Source organism: Type-E symbiont of Plautia stali (assembly GCF_059731115.1).
This window is the reverse complement of sequence record NZ_AP035906.1, coordinates 4,253,445-4,274,715: the sequence shown is the minus strand read 5'-3', so window position 1 is coordinate 4,274,715 and position 21,271 is coordinate 4,253,445. Positions and strand designations below refer to the sequence as shown.

17 protein-coding genes are annotated in these 21,271 nt (G+C 53.3%); 10 read left to right on the top strand and 7 right to left on the bottom strand.

What is annotated here, in order from left to right; all coding sequences use genetic code 11:
- Positions 1–366 precede the first annotated feature (366 nt).
- Together polA and spfP are read left to right on the top strand one after the other, a co-directional pair.
- Complete coding sequence (gene polA / locus AC6I8L_RS19800) at positions 367–3,156, top strand: DNA polymerase I (RefSeq protein WP_479414853.1); 2,790 nt, start codon at positions 367–369, stop codon at positions 3,154–3,156.
- A 274-nt stretch (positions 3,157–3,430) separates the two neighbouring features.
- The gene (gene spfP, locus AC6I8L_RS19795) at positions 3,431–3,478 is read left to right on the top strand and encodes a small protein SpfP (protein ID WP_071892919.1); all 48 of its coding nucleotides are present in this window, start codon (positions 3,431–3,433) and stop codon (positions 3,476–3,478) included.
- A gap of 85 nt (positions 3,479–3,563) precedes the next feature.
- Here spfP and yihA read toward each other — a convergent pair whose 3' ends face one another.
- Positions 3,564–4,202 (bottom strand): ribosome biogenesis GTP-binding protein YihA/YsxC, encoded by a 639-nt coding sequence (gene yihA, locus AC6I8L_RS19790; protein ID WP_058960150.1) that lies wholly within the window; start codon positions 4,200–4,202, stop codon positions 3,564–3,566.
- A 550-nt stretch (positions 4,203–4,752) separates the two neighbouring features.
- Between yihA and yihI the strand changes: the two genes are divergently transcribed.
- On the top strand, positions 4,753–5,274 hold the full coding sequence (gene yihI / locus AC6I8L_RS19785) for a Der GTPase-activating protein YihI (RefSeq protein ID WP_034823909.1): 522 nt from the start codon (positions 4,753–4,755) through the stop codon (positions 5,272–5,274).
- A gap of 235 nt (positions 5,275–5,509) precedes the next feature.
- Positions 5,510–6,883: an oxygen-independent coproporphyrinogen III oxidase gene (hemN, locus tag AC6I8L_RS19780; RefSeq protein ID WP_058960149.1), complete on the top strand. Its 1,374-nt coding sequence runs from the start codon at positions 5,510–5,512 to the stop codon at positions 6,881–6,883.
- 35 nt (positions 6,884–6,918) lie between these two features.
- Here the strand turns inward: hemN and glnG are convergent, their stop codons facing one another.
- From glnG to glnA, 3 genes are all read right to left on the bottom strand, one after another.
- Complete coding sequence (gene glnG / locus AC6I8L_RS19775; protein WP_034823905.1) at positions 6,919–8,328, bottom strand: nitrogen regulation protein NR(I); 1,410 nt, start codon at positions 8,326–8,328, stop codon at positions 6,919–6,921.
- Between the two features lie 7 nt (positions 8,329–8,335).
- Positions 8,336–9,385 (bottom strand): nitrogen regulation protein NR(II), encoded by a 1,050-nt coding sequence (glnL, locus tag AC6I8L_RS19770; protein WP_034823903.1) that lies wholly within the window; start codon positions 9,383–9,385, stop codon positions 8,336–8,338.
- A 186-nt stretch (positions 9,386–9,571) separates the two neighbouring features.
- Positions 9,572–10,981, bottom strand: coding sequence for a glutamate--ammonia ligase (gene glnA, locus AC6I8L_RS19765; RefSeq protein ID WP_034823901.1), 1,410 nt, complete (start codon positions 10,979–10,981; stop codon positions 9,572–9,574).
- A 440-nt stretch (positions 10,982–11,421) separates the two neighbouring features.
- On the opposite strand from glnA, the gene typA reads away from it, so the two are divergent.
- From typA to fabY, 5 genes are all read left to right on the top strand, one after another.
- Positions 11,422–13,242, top strand: coding sequence for a ribosome-dependent GTPase TypA (gene typA / locus AC6I8L_RS19760; protein WP_034823899.1), 1,821 nt, complete (start codon positions 11,422–11,424; stop codon positions 13,240–13,242).
- Between the two features lie 183 nt (positions 13,243–13,425).
- A complete protein-coding gene (gene yihX / locus AC6I8L_RS19755) occupies positions 13,426–14,022 on the top strand; it encodes a glucose-1-phosphatase (RefSeq protein WP_034823897.1) in 597 nt (198 codons plus the stop codon).
- Positions 14,023–14,895 carry a virulence factor BrkB family protein gene (locus tag AC6I8L_RS19750; protein WP_045815735.1) on the top strand — a complete coding sequence of 291 codons (873 nt, stop codon included), beginning with the start codon at positions 14,023–14,025 and terminating at the stop codon, positions 14,893–14,895.
- On the top strand, positions 14,892–15,329 hold the full coding sequence (gene dtd, locus AC6I8L_RS19745; RefSeq protein WP_058960148.1) for a D-aminoacyl-tRNA deacylase: 438 nt from the start codon (positions 14,892–14,894) through the stop codon (positions 15,327–15,329). The genes AC6I8L_RS19750 and dtd overlap by 4 nt, the downstream gene beginning before the upstream one ends.
- A gap of 59 nt (positions 15,330–15,388) precedes the next feature.
- Positions 15,389–16,336 carry a fatty acid biosynthesis protein FabY gene (fabY, locus tag AC6I8L_RS19740; RefSeq protein WP_058960147.1) on the top strand — a complete coding sequence of 316 codons (948 nt, stop codon included), beginning with the start codon at positions 15,389–15,391 and terminating at the stop codon, positions 16,334–16,336.
- A 130-nt stretch (positions 16,337–16,466) separates the two neighbouring features.
- Here the strand turns inward: fabY and AC6I8L_RS19735 are convergent, their stop codons facing one another.
- From AC6I8L_RS19735 to AC6I8L_RS19725, 3 genes are all read right to left on the bottom strand, one after another.
- Positions 16,467–18,146, bottom strand: coding sequence for an AsmA family protein (locus AC6I8L_RS19735; protein ID WP_058960157.1), 1,680 nt, complete (start codon positions 18,144–18,146; stop codon positions 16,467–16,469).
- 122 nt (positions 18,147–18,268) lie between these two features.
- Entirely contained in the window at positions 18,269–19,645 is a 1,377-nt protein-coding gene (locus AC6I8L_RS19730; protein WP_058960146.1) for a nucleobase:cation symporter-2 family protein, read from the bottom strand.
- Positions 19,646–19,737: 92 nt separating this feature from the next.
- Positions 19,738–20,673, bottom strand: coding sequence for a quinone oxidoreductase family protein (locus AC6I8L_RS19725; RefSeq protein ID WP_058960145.1), 936 nt, complete (start codon positions 20,671–20,673; stop codon positions 19,738–19,740).
- Between the two features lie 70 nt (positions 20,674–20,743).
- Between AC6I8L_RS19725 and AC6I8L_RS19720 the strand changes: the two genes are divergently transcribed.
- Positions 20,744–21,220 carry a MarR family winged helix-turn-helix transcriptional regulator gene (locus AC6I8L_RS19720; protein ID WP_058960144.1) on the top strand — a complete coding sequence of 159 codons (477 nt, stop codon included), beginning with the start codon at positions 20,744–20,746 and terminating at the stop codon, positions 21,218–21,220.
- Positions 21,221–21,271 lie beyond the last annotated feature (51 nt).

The following is a 21,271-nucleotide window of genomic DNA, read 5'->3' as shown; positions in this document are numbered from 1 at the left end:
TAAGCTCGAATAAACGCCGGCGATGTCGGCGTTTTTATTCCCTTTCCCATGACGTAATCATGATATCCCCGTTAACCCTCCGCTTAATATCCACATGGACGATCACCTTTTCAAAAAGGCGCGCTTCATCACGGTAAGTTAATAACAAATTGAAAAACAATAACTTTTATCTGTAAAATGATTGCAATAAGCGTAAATAACAATACGTTATGAATTTTACGCACAAAGTTATCCACAGACCGATCCTTGCGATCCACTCCGCGTAACAACGAAAAAGATCCTGACATCCCTGCTCTGATTCAACATTCCTCTCTGGTTGTGGCATCCTTATAGCCCTCATTATCGCAACGAAGAAAATACGAACCTATGGCGCAAATTGCAGAAAATCCCCTGATTCTGGTAGACGGATCCTCTTATCTCTACCGGGCGTATCATGCCTTTCCGCCGCTGACCAACAGTGCAGGCGAGCCCACGGGCGCGATGTACGGTGTGCTCAACATGCTGAAAAGTTTGCTGATGCAGTATCAGCCGAGCCATGTGGCCGTGGTCTTCGATGCGAAAGGCAAAACTTTCCGCGATGAATTATTCGAGCACTACAAATCGCATCGTCCGCCAATGCCCGACGATCTGCGTGCACAGATCGAGCCGCTGCACGAGATGGTCAAAGCGATGGGATTACCGCTGCTGGCGGTGACCGGCGTTGAGGCTGATGACGTGATTGGTACTCTGGCACTGGAAGCAGAAAAGCAGGGCCGTGCAGTGCTGATCAGTACCGGTGATAAGGATATGGCGCAGCTGGTCACGCCGGGCATTACGTTGATCAATACCATGACCAACACCGTGTTGGGCCCGGAAGAGGTTGAGCAAAAATACGGTGTGCCGCCTTCATTGATTATCGATTTCCTTGCCATGATGGGTGACAGCTCGGATAACATTCCGGGTGTGCCTGGCGTGGGTGAGAAAACGGCACAGGCGCTGCTGCAGGGCCTGGGCGGTATGCAGTCGATTTACGACAACCTGGATAAAGTGGCGGATCTCTCGTTCCGTGGCGCGAAGACCATGGCAGCGAAGCTGGAGCAGAATCGCGAAGTTGCATTCCTGTCCTATCAGCTGGCGACCATCAAAACGGATGTTGAACTGGAACTGGGTTGTGAGCAACTCACCGTTAACGAACCGGACGTTGAAAAGCTGCAAAATCTTTTCGGCCGCTATGAATTCAAACGCTGGATCACCGATTTACAGGACGGCACCTGGTTGCAGGGCAAAAAGAGCAATGTGCAGGCGCAGAAATCGCTGGCGACTGAACCAGTGGCTACGGTGGCGGAAACCGCTAGCGTGTTGTCATCTGACGGCTATGTCACCATTTTGGATGAGGCAACCTTCGACGAGTGGCTGCAAAAACTGAAAAAAGCAGAACTCTTTGCCTTCGATCTGGAAACCGATTCTCTGGATAGCTGGAGTGCCAACATTGTCGGCCTCTCCTTTGCGGTTGCGCCCGGTGAAGCCGCTTATCTTCCGGTGGCCCATGACTATCTTGATGCGCCAGAACAACTCGACCGCAGCGACGTGTTGAAAAAGCTAAAACCGCTACTGGAAGACGCTAAATCTGCAAAAGTCGGTCAGAACCTCAAATACGATCGTGGCGTGCTGAAGAACTACGATATTGAGCTGAACGGCATTAAATTCGACACCATGCTGGAATCTTATTGCCTGAGCAGCGTCGGCGGCAAACATGATATGGATAGCCTGGCTTCGCGCTGGCTGAACCATAAAACCGTCACCTTCGAAGAGATTGCCGGTAAAGGAAAAAATCAGCTGACCTTCAACCAGATTGCTATCGAGCAGGCCGCTCATTACGCTGCAGAAGACGCAGATGTCACGCTGCAGTTGCATCTGCAGATGTGGCCGAAGCTGGGGCAGGAAGCGGGTCCGAAGCAGGTCTTCACCGATATCGAGATGCCGCTGGTGACCGTGATTTCACGCATTGAACGCAACGGCGTATTGATCGATCAAAACATCCTGGCCAAACATTCGCAGGAGCTGACCGCACGTCTGGCGGAATTGGAGTTGAAAGCGCACGAACTGGCAGGCGAGCCGTTTAATCTCTCCTCCACCAAACAGCTGCAAACCATTCTGTTTGAAAAGCAGGGCATCAAGCCCACTAAAAAAACGCCGGGTGGCGCACCGTCAACCAGCGAAGAAGTGCTGGCTGAACTGGCGCTGGACTATCCGCTGCCCAAAGTGATTCTGGAGCATCGTGGCCTGTCTAAGCTGAAGTCGACTTATACCGACAAATTGCCTTTGATGATCAATCCGGTTACCGGCCGCGTGCATACTTCTTATCATCAGGCGGTCACGGCCACCGGACGTCTCTCATCTACCGATCCCAACCTGCAAAATATCCCAGTGCGCAACGATGAAGGCCGTCGTATTCGTCAGGCTTTTATCGCAGATAAAGATAATCGCATCGTTGCGGCTGACTACTCGCAAATTGAACTGCGCATCATGGCGCATCTGTCGCAGGATAAAGGCCTGCTGGATGCGTTTGCGCAGGGTGAAGACATTCACCGCGCGACAGCGTCAGAAGTCTTTGGTGTTGCGCTGAGCAAGGTTTCAGGTGAGCAACGCCGCAGTGCCAAGGCAATTAACTTTGGCCTGATTTATGGCATGAGTGCCTTCGGTCTGTCGCGCCAGTTGAATATCGGTGCTGGCGAAGCGAAAAAGTATATGGATCTCTACTTTGAGCGTTATCCGGGCGTACTGCGTTACATGGAAGAGACTCGCACCCAGGCGGCCGAGAAGGGCTACGTGGAGACACTGGATGGTCGCCGCCTGTGGCTTCCGGACATCAGCTCCAGCAACGCCATTCGTCGTAAGGCGGCAGAGCGCGCGGCGATTAACGCCCCGATGCAGGGCACCGCAGCGGACATTATCAAACGCGCGATGATCGCTGTAGATGGCTGGTTACTGCAACAGCAGGATGACGCTGTGAAGATGATCATGCAGGTACACGATGAACTGGTGTTTGAAATCCACAAAGACGCGGTAGAGAGTGCGAGTGCGACGATCCGCCAACTGATGGAGAGCAGCATGAAACTTGATGTACCGCTGCAGGTTGAAGTGGGAACGGGCGATAACTGGGACCAGGCGCACTAAGGAACGTTGTCGGCGGTATATCTATGCCGCTGACATCGCCATAAGAAAAAAGTTTACTTAATCGGTTCAGCAACGATGTAAAGCCGCTTGTTAAATGCGCATTTTGTAACTGCCTATCGGCTAAGCATTTTTTTAGTAATTAAACTACACGCCTTGAACCAAAGTGTGACGGACCCGGTAAAAAAGATGTGGAATCCTGAAACTTAACAACAAAAAACCCTTTGTTGGTCAGGAAAAATCAGGTAAAGTTCATCGCGTAGGGTACAGAGGTAAGATGTTCTATCTTTCAGACCTTTTACTTCACGTAATCGGATTTGGCTGAATATTTAGCCGCCCCAGTCATTTATGACTGGGGCGTTTTTTATTGGGCTTTTTCTGAAAAGCGGGTCGTAAACCCGCGCTTCACATTACGCAGAAGGGGCTTCTTCATCTTCCTGCGCCGGTTCCAGTTCACTGAACCAGCTATCCAGTTTCTGACGAACGATATCAACGCCGATCTTCTTGAGTGACGAGAACATCTCTACCTGCACATCACCCATAAAACTTAATGCTGCCTCACGCACCAGCTTGAGCTGCGCTTTACGTGCACCTGATGCCAGCTTATCTGCTTTGGTTAACAGCACCAGTACAGGGATGCCGCTCTGGACTGCCCATTCAATCATATTCTGATCGAGGTCTTTCAGCGGATGGCGAATATCCATCAGCACCACCAGGCCTTTCAGTGCCTGGCGCTTCTGCAAATATTCAGACAGCGCACGCTGCCATTTACGTTTCATCTCTTCCGGGACTTCGGCGTAGCCATAACCCGGTAAGTCGACCAGGGTTTTCCCCTCGACGACCTGGAACAGGTTGATGAGCTGAGTACGACCTGGCGTTTTACTGGTACGCGCCAGGCTTTTCTGGTTGGTGATGGTATTCAGCGCGCTGGATTTGCCTGCGTTAGAGCGTCCGGCAAACGCGACCTCAATGCCCACATCTGCCGGTAAATGGCGAATATCCGGGGCGCTGAGCACGAAGTGGGTCATGTGATAATTCAAAGCAGACAAAGTAAAGCTCCAGCAAAGTGATTCGTTCAATTGGGCTGATTATACCTGTTATGGCGCAAAAGTGCCCGATAGCGTCTTAACGCGCCACTTTGTAAGAGATCGACGATAATTACTGCCAGTCATTACCGATTAATAGAATGTTCATATGTTGGATAGCGTAATATTTTCAATAAGATAAATAGATATTGAAAATTACCGCTCTAAATTAAAGACATGTCTCACTTGTTCATTTTACTGATTGGTCTACATTTGGTGTCAGTGCACGGTAGCACCCATCAGGATGATGCGCTCAGGAGTGTCGGGGATGACCAGGAGCATGGCAGGATGTGATTCAGGTATGAGTCGGACAAGGAAAAGGATTACTCGCAGGAGCGATGAGGCGAAGGAGCAACCGGGACGTTGAGAGCTGTAAAGGATTTATACCGTTATTCCTTCAGTAGAAGGTGCGAAATAAGGCGATAGCATAGGCTATCGCCTTTTTTCTTTGTCATCTTTCTGCTAGATTTCGCCGCAATTCTATACTGAAGAAAAATCGCCGAGACCGGACACCATGAAGCAACCTGCACCAGCCCAGCGTGGCAAACCTGCTGCTAAAGCCAAACGCAAATCGCGTGAAGAACTGAACCAGGAAGCACGCGATCGTAAACGCGATAAAAAGCACAGCGGCCATAAAGCGGGCAGCCGTGCTAACCCGGAAACCAAAGGCGCTGGCAAAGGCCAGGGTCAGAAAAATGCCGATCCACGTACTGGTAGTAAAAAACCGGTTGCGCTGGTGGCCGATGGTAAAACCGTACCGGAGAAAAAGCCGGTAGCGAAAGCCAGGCCGAAAGCGGAGAAGGTTCGTCTGACACCGGAAGAAGAGCTGGCGAAGCTGGAAAATGATGAACGCCTCGACACCTTACTGGACCGTCTGGAAAGTGGTGAGACACTCAGCGCTGAAGATCAGGCATGGCTCGATCAGACGCTGGATCGCATTGACGAACTGATGGAAACCCTCGGTATCGCGTTGGATGACGGTGCTGAAGATGAACAAGCCGAAGTCGATATGATGCGCTTGTTAAAAGGCAACTAAGTCATTTTTGATCGGCATGCGCATTTGCGCATGCCGCGCTAAACTGGTATTCGCTGATGCTTTGGCCTGGATCAATTTTAGCGCTGCTGCTGACATGTTATCTCCTGTGGTTATTGTTTAAACTTCGTCGCCTGTCGCGTCTGAAGTCGCGTTTACGCCGGCGTACGGCTCACCGCTATCTCTCCTCTTCTGCAACGCGACCCTCCCTCAAACGACTTCACCGTAAGGAGTGAGCATGTCATCGCAGCAGATTGAATGGGATCAGCGGCTGATCGAAAAATACAATTACGCAGGTCCGCGTTACACCTCATACCCCACTGCGCTAGAGTTCAATGAGAACTTTGGCGAGGCAAGCTTCCAGTTTGCGGTTGAACGCTATCCTCAACGTTGCCTGTCGCTGTATGTCCATATTCCGTTCTGTCATCGCCTTTGCTACTTCTGCGGCTGTAATAAGATTGTGACGCGCCAGCTGCACAAGGCCGATCGCTATCTGGATGTGCTGGAGCAGGAAATCCGCCAGCGTGCGCCGCTGTTTGCCGGACGCCGCGTCACGCAATTGCACTGGGGCGGTGGTACGCCAACCTTTCTCAACCAAGCTCAGGTCAGCCGGCTGGTGGCGCTGCTGCGTGGCCATTTTGAGATTGCTGATGACGTTGAGATGTCGATCGAAGTCGATCCACGCGAAATTGAGCTGGCGATGATCGATCATCTGCGTGCTGAAGGTTTTAATCGCCTGAGTATGGGTGTGCAGGACTTCAATAAGGCGGTGCAGGAGCGCGTCAATCGCGTGCAGGATGAAGAGACTATCTTCGGGCTGGTTGAGCGTGCGCGTGCGCGAGGATTCCGCTCAGTCAGCCTGGATCTGATTTATGGTTTGCCGCTGCAAACGCCCGAAAGTTTTGCCTTCACCTTACAGCGAGTCATCGCGCTTAATCCCGATCGTCTCAGCGTATTCAATTACGCGCACATGCCGACGCTGTTTGCTGCACAACGCAAAATCAAAGATGAAGAGCTACCTGGTGCGGAACAGAAGCTGGAAATCCTGCAGCAAACCATTGGCACCCTAACGGATGCAGGCTATCAGTTCATCGGGATGGATCACTTTGCCAAACCGGATGATGAGTTGGCCATTGCGCAGCGTGCGGGTGAACTGCACCGCAACTTTCAGGGGTACACCACGCAAGGCGAAACCGAGCTAGTCGGATTCGGCGTCTCAGCGATCAGTATGCTGGGAGACAGTTATGCTCAGAACCAAAAAGAATTGAAAGAATACTATGCCAGCGTGGAGCAGGGCGGGAACGCGCTATGGCGTGGTTTGACACTAAGCGACGATGACTGTCTGCGCCGTGATGTCATCAAAACGCTGATTTGTCATTTCTCATTAGATTTCGCGGCGATTGAAGCGCAGTGGCCGATCACCTTCGAAACCTATTTTGCGGAAGATTTAGCGTTACTGGCGCCTTTGATGGCGGATGGTTTGCTGGAACGGCGTGGGCGTAGTCTGCATGTCACAGGAATTGGGCGTTTACTGATTCGTAACATCTGCATGTGCTTCGATCGTTATCTGCGCCAAAAGGCTCGCATGCAGCAATTCTCGCGGGTGATATAAAAATCAGGGGAGCATCGCGCTCCCCTGATTCTCACTTATTCCATTCCCAGCTCTTTCAGTTTACGCGTCAGGGTATTACGACCCCAACCCAACAAACGTGCGGCTTCCTGCTTGTGTCCCTGAGTGTGACGCAGGGCGGTGGTGAGCAGCGTGCGCTCCATCTCCGGCTGCGCTTCAGAGAGCAGGTTTTGATGACCGGAACGCAGCGCGCGGTCCGCCCATTGTGCCAGCAAGGTGGCCCAGCTATCCGGCAGAGACTGCACTGGATTGTCCGGCGTGCTCGACTCAAACAGCTCCGGCGGCAGATCCTGAATCAGTACTTCCTGGCCTGCAGCCATCACGGTTAACCAGCGGCAGGTATTTTCCAGCTGGCGTACGTTACCGGACCAATGCAGGCGCGTCAGCGCGGTTTCGGTTTCCGGATGCAGAATCTTCGCTTCGACGCCCAACTCACGCGCGGCGACTTGCAGGAAGTAGCGCGCCAGACGTGGGATATCTTCACGACGCTCACGCAGCGGCGGTAAGTGCACGCGAATCACGTTCAGGCGATGGAACAGATCCTCACGGAACTTGCCTTCCTGCACGCGCAACTCAAGGTTTTGGTGGGTTGCCGCGATAATACGCACATCCACTTTCACCGGTGCGTAGCCGCCCACGCGATAGAACTGGCCATCGGCCAACACGCGTAGCAAGCGGGTTTGCACGTCGAGCGGCATATCACCTATTTCATCAAGAAACAGCGTGCCCCCATCGGCCTGTTCAAAACGGCCCTGACGGATCTGATTCGCCCCGGTAAAGGCCCCTTTCTCATGCCCGAACAATTCGGATTCGATCAGGTCTTTCGGGATTGCCGCCATATTCAGCGCGATAAACGGTGATTTGGCACGCGGGCTGTGACGATGCAGAGCATGCGCCACTAACTCTTTACCAGTACCCGATTCACCATTAATCAGCACGCTGATGGAAGATCGCGACAAACGGCCGATGATGCGAAACACATCCTGCATCGCCGGCGCTTCGCCAATGATGTCGGTTGTCGGGCCGCTCACCGGTTGATTACGCGGCTGCTGCTGCTCCTGATAATGGCTGATCGCACGTTCAACCAGCGCGACCGCTTCATCAATATCAAACGGCTTGGGCAGGTAATCGAACGCGCCTTGTTGATAAGCGCTGACGGCGGCATCAAGATCCGAATGCGCGGTCATTATGATGACCGGTAGCATTGGGTGACGCTGTTTAATTTGTTTCAGCAGCGCCAGTCCATCCATGCCCGGCATGCGAATATCCGATAACAATACATCTGGGGTTTTACTTGAGAGTGCATCCAGCACCTCATTGCCGCTGTCAAATGTCGCGCAGCTCAAACCGGCTCCAGTGAGCGCACGTTCAAGCACCCAGCGGATGGAGCTATCGTCATCGACGATCCAGACTATCCCTCGTTGCATAGAAACCTCACTGGCGAATAGGCAGGTAAACCGAGAATTCGGTATGTCCTGGCCAACTGTTAAATTCTATTTTTCCTGAATGCTGATCGATCAGGCTGCGGGCGATGGAGAGACCTAAACCGGTGCCTCCTTCACGACCACTCACCATCGGATAGAACAGCGTGTCCTGTAGCTGAGCAGGAATCCCAGGGCCATCATCTTCGATATCAATACGTGCCACCAGGCGATAACGGGTGCCGTGCAGCGTGAGCTGGAACGCGGTACGGGTGCGGATCACGATAGTGCCACCTTCGTCACCCAGCGCCTGCAACGCATTACGCACTACGTTGAGTAGCACCTGCTCAATCTGATCGGGATCGTGTGGCAGCTCGGGCAGGCTCGGGTCGTAATCACGCACCAGCGAGACATTGTCCGGCAGCTCCATCGAGACCAGATTCACCACGCGCTCCGCCACCTGATGAATGCTTTGTGTGACGTGCATACCGGGCTGTTGGGGCCCCAGTAAACGATCAACCAGATTACGCAGGCGGTCCGCCTGTTCGATAATAATCCGGGTATATTCATGCAGCGAAGGATCGGGCAGAGCACGCGTTAATAACTGCGCGGCGCCGCGTAAACCTCCGAGCGGGTTTTTAATTTCATGCGCCAGTCCGCGCACTAAATCACGTGCAGCGACCTGCTGAGCATGTTGCAGCTGTTCCTGGCTGAGACGGCGTTGATTATCCATCGGCGCCATTTCAAGCAGGATAAGACCATCGGGTAGACGCTGTGCGGTCAGCGACATAATGTGCGCGCGGCCATCGACCACTAACGTCACTTCGCTGTCGGTAAAGCCCTGGCCTGCTCCAAGACTCTCGCTCATCACCTCAATATTCAGCGAAAAATAGCCGGTTAATTCCGGTAATGGCGTGCCGAACAATTTGCGTGAGCTTTGTGCCAGTAATTGCTGCGCTGCCGGGTTGGCATAATGGATAACCAGATCGTTATCGACCAGCAAAATACTGTTGATTAGAGAGTTAAGAATCTGCCCCGCGTCGGGCAATGTGCCAGTTGCCATACAGCGTTCCTCTGCACTAATTTAGTGCATTATAGCCTTTTGGGACTGAAAACTATCATTCGAACGATGAATTCGCGGTGAAAAAAGCCCATCCGGAGATGGGCTAAAGTTTCCACGGCAACAAAAAAACGTTCAGGTTATTTACGCCGCCAATCAGCGGCGTGAAATGCGCTGAAATTTTTTAAATTAAACGCTGTAGTACAGTTCGAACTCAACTGGGTGCGGAGTCATGCGCACGCGGTCAACTTCTGGCTTACGCAGTTCGATATACGCGTCGATAGCGTCATCAGTGAACACGCCGCCACGGGTCAGGAACTCGCGGTCTTCGTTCAGTGCGTTCAGTGCTTCTTCCAGAGAACCTGCAACTTTTGGAATCTCAGCTTCTTCTTCCGGTGGCAGGTCATACAGGTTTTTGTCCATCGCATCGCCAGGGTGGATCTTGTTGATAACACCATCAAGACCCGCCATCAGCAGCGCGGTGAAGGCCAGGTACGGGTTAGCCGCTGGATCCGGGAAGCGTGCTTCGATACGACGTGCTTTCGGGCTCGCAACCACTGGGATACGGATTGAAGCTGAACGGTTACGTGCTGAGTAAGCCAGCATAACAGGTGCTTCGTAACCCGGGACCAGACGCTTGTAAGAGTTGGTGGTTGGGTTAGCCAGGGCGTTGATCGCTTTAGCGTGCTTGATGATACCGCCGATGTAGAACAGAGCAGTTTCAGACAGGCCGCCGTACTTGTCGCCAGAGAACAGGTTCACGCCGCCTTTTGACAGGGACATGTGGCAGTGCATACCAGAACCGTTATCGCCGAACATTGGCTTAGGCATGAAGGTTGCAGTTTTGCCGTACGCGTGAGCAACGTTGTGCACCACGTATTTGTAGATCTGAATTTCGTCAGCTTTTTTGGTCATGGTGTTGAAGCGGGTAGCCACTTCGTTCTGACCAGCAGTAGCAACTTCGTGGTGGTGAGCTTCAACCACCAGGCCCATCTGCTCCATGGTCAGACACATAGCAGAACGGATGTCCTGAGCTGAATCGACTGGTGGAACCGGGAAGTAACCGCCTTTCAGACCTGGACGGTGACCTTTGTTACCGCCTTCGTATTCTTTACCGGTGTTCCATGCCGCTTCGATATCATCGATAGCAACGTGTGAACCTGAAGTAGAAGAACCGAAACGGATGTCATCGAACAGGAAGAACTCTGGCTCTGGTCCAAACAGCACGGTATCCGCGATGCCAGAAGAACGCAGGAACTCTTCTGCACGTTTAGCAATGGAGCGTGGGTCACGGTCGTAGCCCTGCAGCGTGCCTGGCTCGAGGATGTCACAACGGATGATCAGCGTTGGATCTTCGAAGAAAGGATCCATAACTGCAGTGGTCGCATCCGGCATCAGCACCATGTCTGATTCGTTAATGCCTTTCCAGCCACCGATGGATGAGCCATCGAACATTTTGCCTTCTTCGAAGAAGTCAGCGTTAACCTGGTGAGCAGGGATAGTAACGTGCTGTTCTTTACCTTTGGTATCGGTAAAACGCAGGTCAACAAACTTAACTTCGTGCTCGTTCATCATCGAGAGGACGTGTTCAGCGGACATACTTAAACTCTCCTGGAAATGGTCATAATCGTCATGGTGAGAGAACTTCGTTGCCTGGAATGTGTCACGCTTACTGACCACCCCTAACCAAGATCTCGGCAAGCTCTTTTCAACCGTTGTATAACTGTCGTTTTCGCTTGAAAGATATAAAGCGAATTCTGTGCCAACTTTATTACAATGGTAAAAATGGCGCTGTGACGCGCTCTTTCGTGAGTCGGTCACTGCACCAGTATGGATGAGGTGCACTAATTTGGTGCTCCATAGATCAAATATCGCCCCAAAAAGGTGCAAAACACCATCGCAGTGCAGATTAATGCACCGTAATTGGTGCTAAAAAACAGCACTAAGAGAAACTTTAAGGGAATACTGTGATCATGTTCAGTCTTTCGCTTAATCCGTGTACAATACCGCGTTATTTCTATAATGCCTGAGGCAAAGCTGTGATCGAAAATTTGCGTAACATCGCCATCATCGCGCACGTTGACCATGGTAAGACCACCCTGGTTGACAAGCTGCTACAACAGTCCGGTACTTTTGATGCTCGTACCGAAGCGACTGAGCGCGTAATGGACTCCAACGATTTGGAGAAAGAGCGTGGGATTACCATCCTCGCAAAAAACACCGCCATCAAATGGAACGACTACCGTATCAACATCGTTGATACCCCAGGACACGCCGACTTCGGTGGTGAAGTGGAACGTGTTATGTCCATGGTGGACTCGGTGCTGCTGGTTGTAGATGCGATGGATGGCCCTATGCCGCAAACCCGCTTCGTAACCAAAAAAGCCTTTGCTCATGGTTTGAAGCCGATTGTAGTCATCAACAAAGTTGACCGTCCGGGCGCGCGTCCTGATTGGGTTGTTGATCAGGTGTTTGACCTGTTCGTTAACCTCGACGCGACTGACGAGCAGCTGGACTTCCCTATCATTTATGCGTCAGCGCTGAATGGTATCGCCGGTCTGGATCACAACGACATGGCAGACGACATGACCCCGCTGTATCAGGCGATTGTGGATCGTGTTTCTCCACCACAGGTTGAAGTTGAAGCCCCACTGCAGATGCAGATCTCGCAGCTCGACTACAACAACTACCTGGGCGTTATCGGCATTGGCCGCATCAAGCGCGGTAAAATCAAGCCGAACCAGCAAGTCACTATCATTGATAGCGAAGGCAAAACCCGTAACGGTAAAGTCGGTAAAGTACTGGGCCATCTGGGTCTGGAACGTATCGAGAGCGCCGAGGCTGAAGCAGGCGATATCATCGCTGTCACCGGTCTGGGCGAGCTGAACATCTCTGACACCATCTGCGACACGCAGAAGGTTGAAGCGCTGCCAGCCCTGAGCGTTGATGAGCCAACCGTAACCATGTTCTTTAACGTCAACACTTCACCTTTCTGCGGTAAAGAAGGTAAGTATGTGACTTCGCGCCAGATTCTGGAGCGTCTGAATAAAGAGCTGGTGCACAACGTGGCACTGCGTGTTGAAGAAACCGAAGATTCAGACGCATTCCGTGTGTCTGGTCGTGGTGAGCTGCACTTGTCTGTTCTGATCGAGAACATGCGTCGTGAAGGTTTCGAACTGGCGGTATCCCGTCCGAAAGTTATCTTCCGCGAATTCGAAGGCCGTAAACAAGAGCCATTCGAAAACGTGACCCTCGACATCGAAGAAACCCACCAGGGTTCTGTGATGCAGGCGATGGGTGAGCGTAAAGGCGATCTGAAAAATATGGATCCAGATGGCAAAGGCCGTGTACGTCTCGACTACATGATCCCAAGCCGTGGTCTGATCGGCTTCCGTAACGAATTCATGACCATGACTTCAGGTACCGGTCTGCTGTACTCCACCTTCAGCCATTACGACGATGTGCGTCCGGGCGAAGTGGGCCAGCGTCAGAACGGTGTACTGATCTCTAACGGCCAGGGTAAAGCAGTCGCGTTTGCGCTGTTCAGCCTGCAGGATCGCGGTAAGCTGTTCCTGGGTCACGGTGCGGAAGTGTATGAAGGCCAGATCATCGGTATTCACAGCCGTTCTAACGACCTGACAGTTAACTGCCTGACCGGTAAGAAACTGACCAACATGCGTGCGTCAGGTACTGACGAAGCGACCACTCTGGTTCCACCGCAGAAAATGACGCTGGAGCAGGCTATCGAGTTCATCGATGATGACGAACTGGTAGAAGTGACTCCGCAGTCAGTCCGTATTCGTAAACGTCACCTGACCGAGAACGACCGTAAGCGTGCGTCTCGCGGCGGTAAAGAGTAAGCGAAACAGTCTGATATTTAAGCCCCGCATCGCGGGGCTTTTTTGTGCCTGCAACCCGCTGCAACGCTCGCTTTGTGAAAGTTGTCCCCGATTCCAGAACGCTTATTTCCCCCTCATCGTACCTGTTCAGTCATGCTTTTTGCCGCTAAAGTGAATGATCCAGGGAATAGAAGGAGAGGCGTCATGCTGTACATCTTTGATTTAGGCAATGTGATTGTTGATATCGATTTTAATCGCGTGCTCGGCGTCTGGAGTGACCTGGGACGTGTGCCGCTGGCGACCTTACAAAGTCGCTTCCAGATGGATGAGGCGTTCGAGAAACACGAACGTGGTGAGATCAGCGATCCCGAGTTTGCGGCGCGTATCTGTGATCAACTGGATATCGCCTTGAGCTATCCGCAATTCACCGCGGGCTGGCAGGCGGTGTTTGTCGGGGTGCGTCCGGAAACGCTGGCGATCATGAACACTCTGCGCGCTAAGGGTGAGCGCGTGGTAATCCTGTCTAACACCAATCAGTTGCACTTTGAGTTCTGGCCAACGCAGTATCCGGAAGTGCAACAGGCCGCCGATCACGTCTATATGTCGCAAGACATAGGCATGCGTAAGCCAGAAGCGCGCATCTATCAATATGTGCTTGAGCACGAAGGCTATACCGCCGATCAAGCGGTGTTCTTTGATGATAATCGCGCCAACATTGATGCTGCGCGCGCTTTAGGGATCGAGAGCGTGCTGGTGGAAGACGCGAAAACCGTGCCGGACTGGTTTGCGAGCCGTCGCTGAGTGGTAACACGTAACCACTTGCGCCATTCGGCGCACGCGTTTTTCCTGTGGGTCAAACTGCTCTGGCGCCGTGTTGATGAAGACAACATGACGACGCAGGCCGGGAATCTGGCCTACGTCTCATTGCTGGCTTTGGTGCCGCTGATCGCCGTGGTGTTTGCGCTTTTTGCCGCTTTCCCGATGTTTTCGGAGATCAGCGTCCAGCTTAAGCATTTCATCTTCAGCAACTTTATGCCGGCAGCCGGTGACGTTATCCAGCGCTATCTCGACCAGTTTGTGGCCAACGTCAATAAAATGACAGCGGTGGGGATTGTCGGATTGATCGTGACTGCGCTGTTGCTAATGCACTCGGTAGACAGCGCACTCAACGCGATCTGGCGCAGTACTAAACCACGACCAATGGTTTACTCCTTTGCCGTCTATTGGATGATCCTGACGCTGGGCCCGATACTGGCTGGTGCCAGTCTGGCCATCAGCTCTTACTTGTTATCGCTGCGCTGGGTCAACGTCACTGGCGTGACCAGCCTTATCGATCAGGTATTACGCATCTTTCCTCTGGTACTCGCCATCCTCGCGTTCTGGTTGCTCTACAGCATCGTCCCAACGCGCCGTGTGCCAACGCGTGATGCACTGGTCGGCGCGATTGTCGCCGGGCTGCTGTTTGAGCTGGGCAAAAAAGGGTTTGCGCTCTATGTTACGATGTTCCCTTCGTATCAATTAATTTACGGCGTACTGGCAGTCATCCCGATTCTGTTTTTATGGGTTTACTGGACCTGGTGTATTGTGTTGTTAGGCGCGGAAATCACCGTCACCCTGGATGACTATCGCCAGCTAAAACAGCAGGAACGCGAAAAAGAACGAGAGGAAACATGATTGCTTTGATTCAGCGCGTCAGTCGCGCCAGCGTCGTGGTGGATGACGCGACGGTGGGTGAGATTGACGCCGGTTTGCTGGTGTTGTTAGGGGTGGAAAAGGGCGATGACGAACAAAAGGCCCAGCGGTTGTCTGAACGTGTGCTGGGTTATCGCATCTTCGGTGATGAGAACGACAAAATGAACCTGAACGTACAGCAGGCCGGTGGCAGCGTGCTGGTGGTTTCGCAATTCACACTTGCCGCCGACACCAACAAAGGCATGCGTCCCTCATTCTCGGGTGGTGCCGAACCGGCGGAAGCCGAGCGTCTCTATCACTATTTCAGCGATTGTTGCCGGGCACAGGGTGTGTCCACGGCGAACGGTCGTTTTGCTGCCAACATGCAGGTTTCGCTGGTGAATGATGGCCCAGTGACCTTCTGGTTGCAGGTGTGAGGTTTTCAGCCGAGCGGCCAGGGATCAGCCACGCAAGCTCCGAACGAGAGAATCACTTTATGTATCATCTTCGTGTGCCGCAAACGGCGGAAGAACTGGATACCTATTATCAGTTCCGCTGGGAAATGTTACGTAAGCCACTGCGTCAGCCGCAGGGTTCTGAGCGTGATGCCTGGGATGCACTGGCGCATCATCAGATGGTGGTCGATGAGCAGGGCGCTCCTGTTGCGGTTGGCCGTCTCTATATCAATGCGGAAAACGAAGCGGCCATCCGCTTCCTGGCAGTACACCCTTCGGTGCAGGGCAAAGGATTAGGGACGCTGGTGGCGATGACGCTGGAATCCGTCGCGCGTCAGGAAGGAGCGAAACGCGTCACCTGTAGCGCACGTGAAGATGCCGTGGAGTTCTTCGCCAAGCTGGGCTATGTCAATCAGGGGGAAATCACCGCGCCACAAACCACGCCGGTGCGCCATTTCCTGATGATCAAACCGGTGGTGACACTGGATGACATTCTGCACCGCGCTGACTGGTGTGGTCAGTTGCAGCAGGCCTGGTACGAGCATATTCCGCTCAGTGAGAAAATGGGCGTGCGCATTCTGCAATATACCGGGCAGAAGTTCGTTACTACCATGCCAGAAACCGGTAACCAGAACCCGCACCACACGTTATTCGCTGGCAGCCTGTTCTCACTGGCCACGCTGACGGGCTGGGGGCTGATTTGGCTGTTACTGCGCGAGCGGCATCTCGGCGGCACTATCATCCTTGCCGATGCTCATATTCGTTACAGTAAGCCCATTAGTGGGCGTCCGGGTGCGATTGCCGACCTGGGATCACTGAGTGGCGACCTTGACCGTCTGGCGCGTGGTCGTAAAGCACGCGTGCAGATGGAGGTGGAACTGTTTGGTGATGATGAGCTGGGAGCGGTGTTTGAAGGGGTATATATCGTACTGCCAGCCGATGCAGAGGGTGCATTAGAAGAGGGGGGCTCGGGTGCACGCATTAATTAATGCGTGCAGATTACGTTGTAGCCATCTTCAACCTCAATCGGTAGCAGCGCGAAGAATGGCGCATCGGTGAGCGACAGGGTGTCGCTACTGATACGCGGCATTCCTCGCATCGCTACCGTTTGCTGAAAATCTATTGAACCTGACCCGCATGCATCGTCTGCTGCACCGATTGTGTATCGGTGGTCACGGACACATTACCCTCAACACTTTGGCGCAATGGCTCGGCAGCACTCAATGAACCTTTCACCTGTAGCAAAAGATTACTGTTGCCGCTAAGAGGCAACGCAGGCCAGCCCCAGTTCTGCAACACATTGGCGGGCACCGCCTGACCTTTGAGATTCAGCGTCAATGGACGCTGTGCATCCTGGCCAACACTCGCCGTCCCTTCCAGCAAACCGTTACCGTTGAAGGCGCTCATTTCCGTCACCTGAATCTGCTGATCGTTAGCATTAAAGGCAATGGAGGGATGGCGCAGATCCGTGCGATTAAACGTTGCTTCCGCCGCGTTAAAGCTCGCTTTACCGCCCCAGATTCCCCACTGATGCTGGCGTGCCAGTAGCAGGTTATCGGCGTTACCATCCAGCGCGGTCATCTGGAATGGGAAAGCAGGGTTGATGTCGATCACCAGATTACGATTGGCCGTAGCGTGTGTCACCCGCACGCTATCCAGCCATGATGGCAATGCTTGCTGCCAGCGGTCGCGCCAGTTCTGCGGTAAGGTATATTCCAGCCCGGCAATGGCTAAATCATTCAGCGTCAGGCGTTTATCGCTGCGCGTCCAGTTGCCGCTGGCACGGATCACGCCATTGGCCCACCGTGAACTGAACTGGGCCAACTCAATGCCCTGCGCCGAGAAGTTGGCATTCACAATCGGATCGTTAAGCTCAAAGCCACCATTAATAAAGTTACCGGCATTCATCGACAGTGAGCCATCATCGCTTTGCCAGTCATCTCCTCGCAGCGTGATGTTCTTCAGGGTTAAATCGAGGTCGGTGACAGCCCAATCGGGCCCTTGCAGTCGGGCATCAGTCATATCCAGGCGATTGATGCTCACTGACGGCACGTTGCGCAGAGGATTGAGGAAATCACTCAGATTTTGATGGGTCTGCAGGCGGATATCGTTAAGACGTAGCTGATCAATCTTCCAGTTACCCTGCGCGTCGCGCTCGGCGTTGCCGGTCATCGAACCACGCGCGAGATCGGCCCCAATATTGCTGAATATCATGCGGTGCTGCTTCACACTTCCCTGCAGCAGCACATTGTTGCCCGGAACACCATTCAGCGTCAGCTTGCCTGCGCTCATCTGGAACTGTGCATCGCTGCCCAGCATATCCGTCGGGGTCGGTTTCCACGGGATAATTCCGCCATTAACCCGTTCAGCGATCATCGGCAGCATGCTGTGCGGGCTATCAATGCGCACGTTGTTCAGTTGCAGGCGATTGGCCTGGATAGGCAGCGTGGTATCGGGCGTCTGATTCGCGAGGTTAATCTCGCCATCACGCACGTCGATGCTATCAAAATGCAGCCAGTCACTGAATTGCACCAGCGCCAGTCCAAGATCGACGCGCTTGGCCACCAACACCGCTGGCTGACCATCGTGCCCAAAGCTGAAATCATCCAGCATGATGTGCGAGGGAGAAGAGAAGTTGTGCTCTATCTTGCTGAGGGAAAGATGCCAGGCGGTCTTATCACTTACCCAACGGCTAAACCAACCTGCGCCCCACTGTGTCTGCAGCAAGACATACAGGACAACCAGCCCCAGCAGAATCAGCAGCAGTAAGGTAAGGAAAAACTTGCCTAAAAATTTCATCGCATCCATCCATCCCGATATTTATCCGGTAAGAGGTTGTTATGCCTGAATTACCGTTACAGCTCAACAGCCTGGATGTAAAAGCGGATAAATAACAGGCAGGCCGTAGCCTGCCTTAAGGGTTACTTTTCCTGTGGAAAGACGAGGTTAAGCACGATTGCGGTGATACCACCGGCAGCAATGCCTGAGGAGAGCAGGGTTTTCAGCCAGTCCGGGGCGAATTGCAGAATCAGTGGTTGCTGTGAAACACCCAGGCCAACGGCCAGCGACAGTGCGATGATCATAATGGCGCGACGGTTCAGCGGCTCGCGCGAAACGATGCGTACACCCGATGCCGCAATCGTGCCAAACATCACGATGGTGGCACCACCCAGCACTGGCTCAGGAATGTGCTGCACGAAACCACTCACCGCCGGGAACAGGCCGAGCACAATCAGCATCAGCGCCACGACAAAGCCCACATAACGGCTGGCAACGCCGGTCAATTGGATCACGCCGTTGTTCTGCCCAAAGCAGGAGTTCGGAAACGTATTGAACAATGCGGATACAAATGAGTTGAGGCCATTAGCCAGCACGCCGCCTTTTAAGCGCTTCATATACAGTGGGCCGCTCACCGGTTGCTCTGACACATCCGAGGTGGCAGTGATATCGCCTATGGTTTCCAGCGAGGTCACCATAAACACCAGCATCAACGGAATCAGCAGGTTCCAGTCAAAACCGAGACCGTAATAAAGCGGTGTCGGTACCGCCACCAGCGGTTGATCGGTGGGCGCACTGGTGGCAGGTAGCATATCCAGCGCCCATGCCAACGCATAACCGACCGCCATCGCGATCACCAGTGAAGCCACACGCAGGTAGGGATTGCGCTGACGGTTGAGCAGGATAATCACCACCAATACCGCGCCAGCCAGCAGCAGGTTCTTTGGTGCGCCGAAAGTGTGATCGCTCATCGCCGCGAAGCCACCGCCAATCGAGGTCAGGCCGACCTGAATCAGTGACAGGCCAATAATCATCACCACAATGCCGGAAACTAGCGGCGTGATAATACGACGCGCCAGATGCAGAACGCGTGACAGCACCATTTCGGTACAGGACGCCACCATCAACGTACCGAACAGCGCGGCCATCATGGTCGGGACATCGGCGCCGCCATTTTTCAGGGCCATGCCACCCATAATCAGCGGTGTCACAAAGTTAAAGCTGGTGCCCTGAATGGAGAGCAAACCCGAACCCACCGGTCCCCAGGTTTTGATTTGCAGGATCGAAGCCACACCCGATGCAAACAGCGACATGCTGATAATGTGCTGCGTATCCTGAGCCGGTAAGCCCAGCGCCTGGCAGATCAACAGTGCAGGGGTAATCACAGCAACGAACATCGCCAGCAGATGCTGACAGGCAGCAAACAGCGTTTGTGGCAACGGTGGACGATCTTCGAGGCGGTAAATCAGTTCACTCTTTGGACGGGCTGACTGATGAGATTCAGCGGTATTGACGGACATGGTGCGCGTTCTCAATGACAACAAAGGGGCGATTTTAAACGGTTGCGGTGTGAAAGCAATCGTTTGCAATGCCCCTTTTCACTTGCATTGATTTAAAGCGTAAACACGGTACGGCTGCGGCTATCATCTTCCTGCCATGCCTGAGTCACTTCACTCAACGGGCGCATCTGGAAAGCGACCGAAAAATCACTCTCCGCCGCGGCATTCAACATTTCGCTGATGCAGGCGATCAGATCCGCATCGGATACGCTACCCAGACCGCTGCCCATTAATGTCAGACCCGATGAGCGCAACAGCTTGCTGTGCAGAGTGATCTCCTGGTCACTCAGCGAGCCGATTTGCACGAAGCGCACCGATTTCTCTCCACCCGCGACAGCCGCCTGCATGATATCAAGTGCACTCTGGCCCCACAGGTAATCCAGCACGATATCGATACCTTCTTTCATCAGTGCGGGCAGCGCGCCGGGCAACTCATCCAGCGTCAGGGTGATGTCCGCGCCCTGGGCACGCAGTTGATCGAGCACTTCACGATTGCGTCCAGTGGCGATGATTTTGCCTGCGCCGAGGTGTCGTGCAATGCGCACCGCTAATCCACCTGAAGTGCCGGTGGCGCCATTGATCAGCACCGTTTCACCCGGCTGCAACTGCGCCCGGCGCGTCAATGCTGCCCAGGAGGACATGCCCGGATTGGCGATGGCGGCTGCCAGCACCGGATCGAGTGAGGCGGGCAGAGGCACAATGGCAGTGGCTGGAACCAGGGTTCTTTCCGCCATGCTGCCCCAGGGCGCATCAAAGGCGAGAAAATAGACCGGATCGCCGTTGCTGAGTGTACCGGTGCCGTCAATGCCGGTGATAAAAGGGTAATGCGTGGTGGCGCTGTAGTGTTTGCCAGAAGCGCGTGCTTTCGCCAGCTGACTGACGGCAGCCGCTTTAACGCTGACAATAACATGTTGTTCATCGGCTTGCGGTTCAGGGAAATCAGCGTAAACCGGCTGTTCGCCCGCTGCAGAAACGATAGCTGCTTTCATGCTTTCTCCTTCAGATAATCGGGAACTATGTGTAATATGCACACATTAGTTCTGCCTCGGGATAACGTCAATGAAAAGTGTGCAAAATACACATAATAGTGCAGAGTTCGACGATCTGCATAATGCGCTGCTGATGATTGTGGGTACTTTTAATCGCCCGCAACGTGATGAATTACTAATAAAAGAGTCCAATATTCAACTCGATCGTGCGCTATTTCCGCTGCTGATTCAGATTGGCCGCTTTGGACCGATTGGCGTGGTGGAACTGGCAGAGCGCGCCGGACGCGATTACACCACCGTGAGCCGTCAGGTGGCGAAACTGGAAGAGCTGGAGTTAGCGCAACGACAGAAAAATGCCAAAGACAAACGCGTAAACGAAGCGGTCATTACCGCCACTGGCAAAGCGATGACGGATAAAATCGATGCCGCACGGGCGCAGATTTATCAGCATCTGTTTGAGAACTGGCAGGATAGCGAGCGCACCGAGCTGGCGCGTCTGTTGCAGAAATTTGTCGGGGATTTTATGGCGATCGATCGTAGTGAGTAAGGGCGGGCATCGTGTCGTGTTGGCTCTTTAACACGCCGTCTTTTGCCCTTT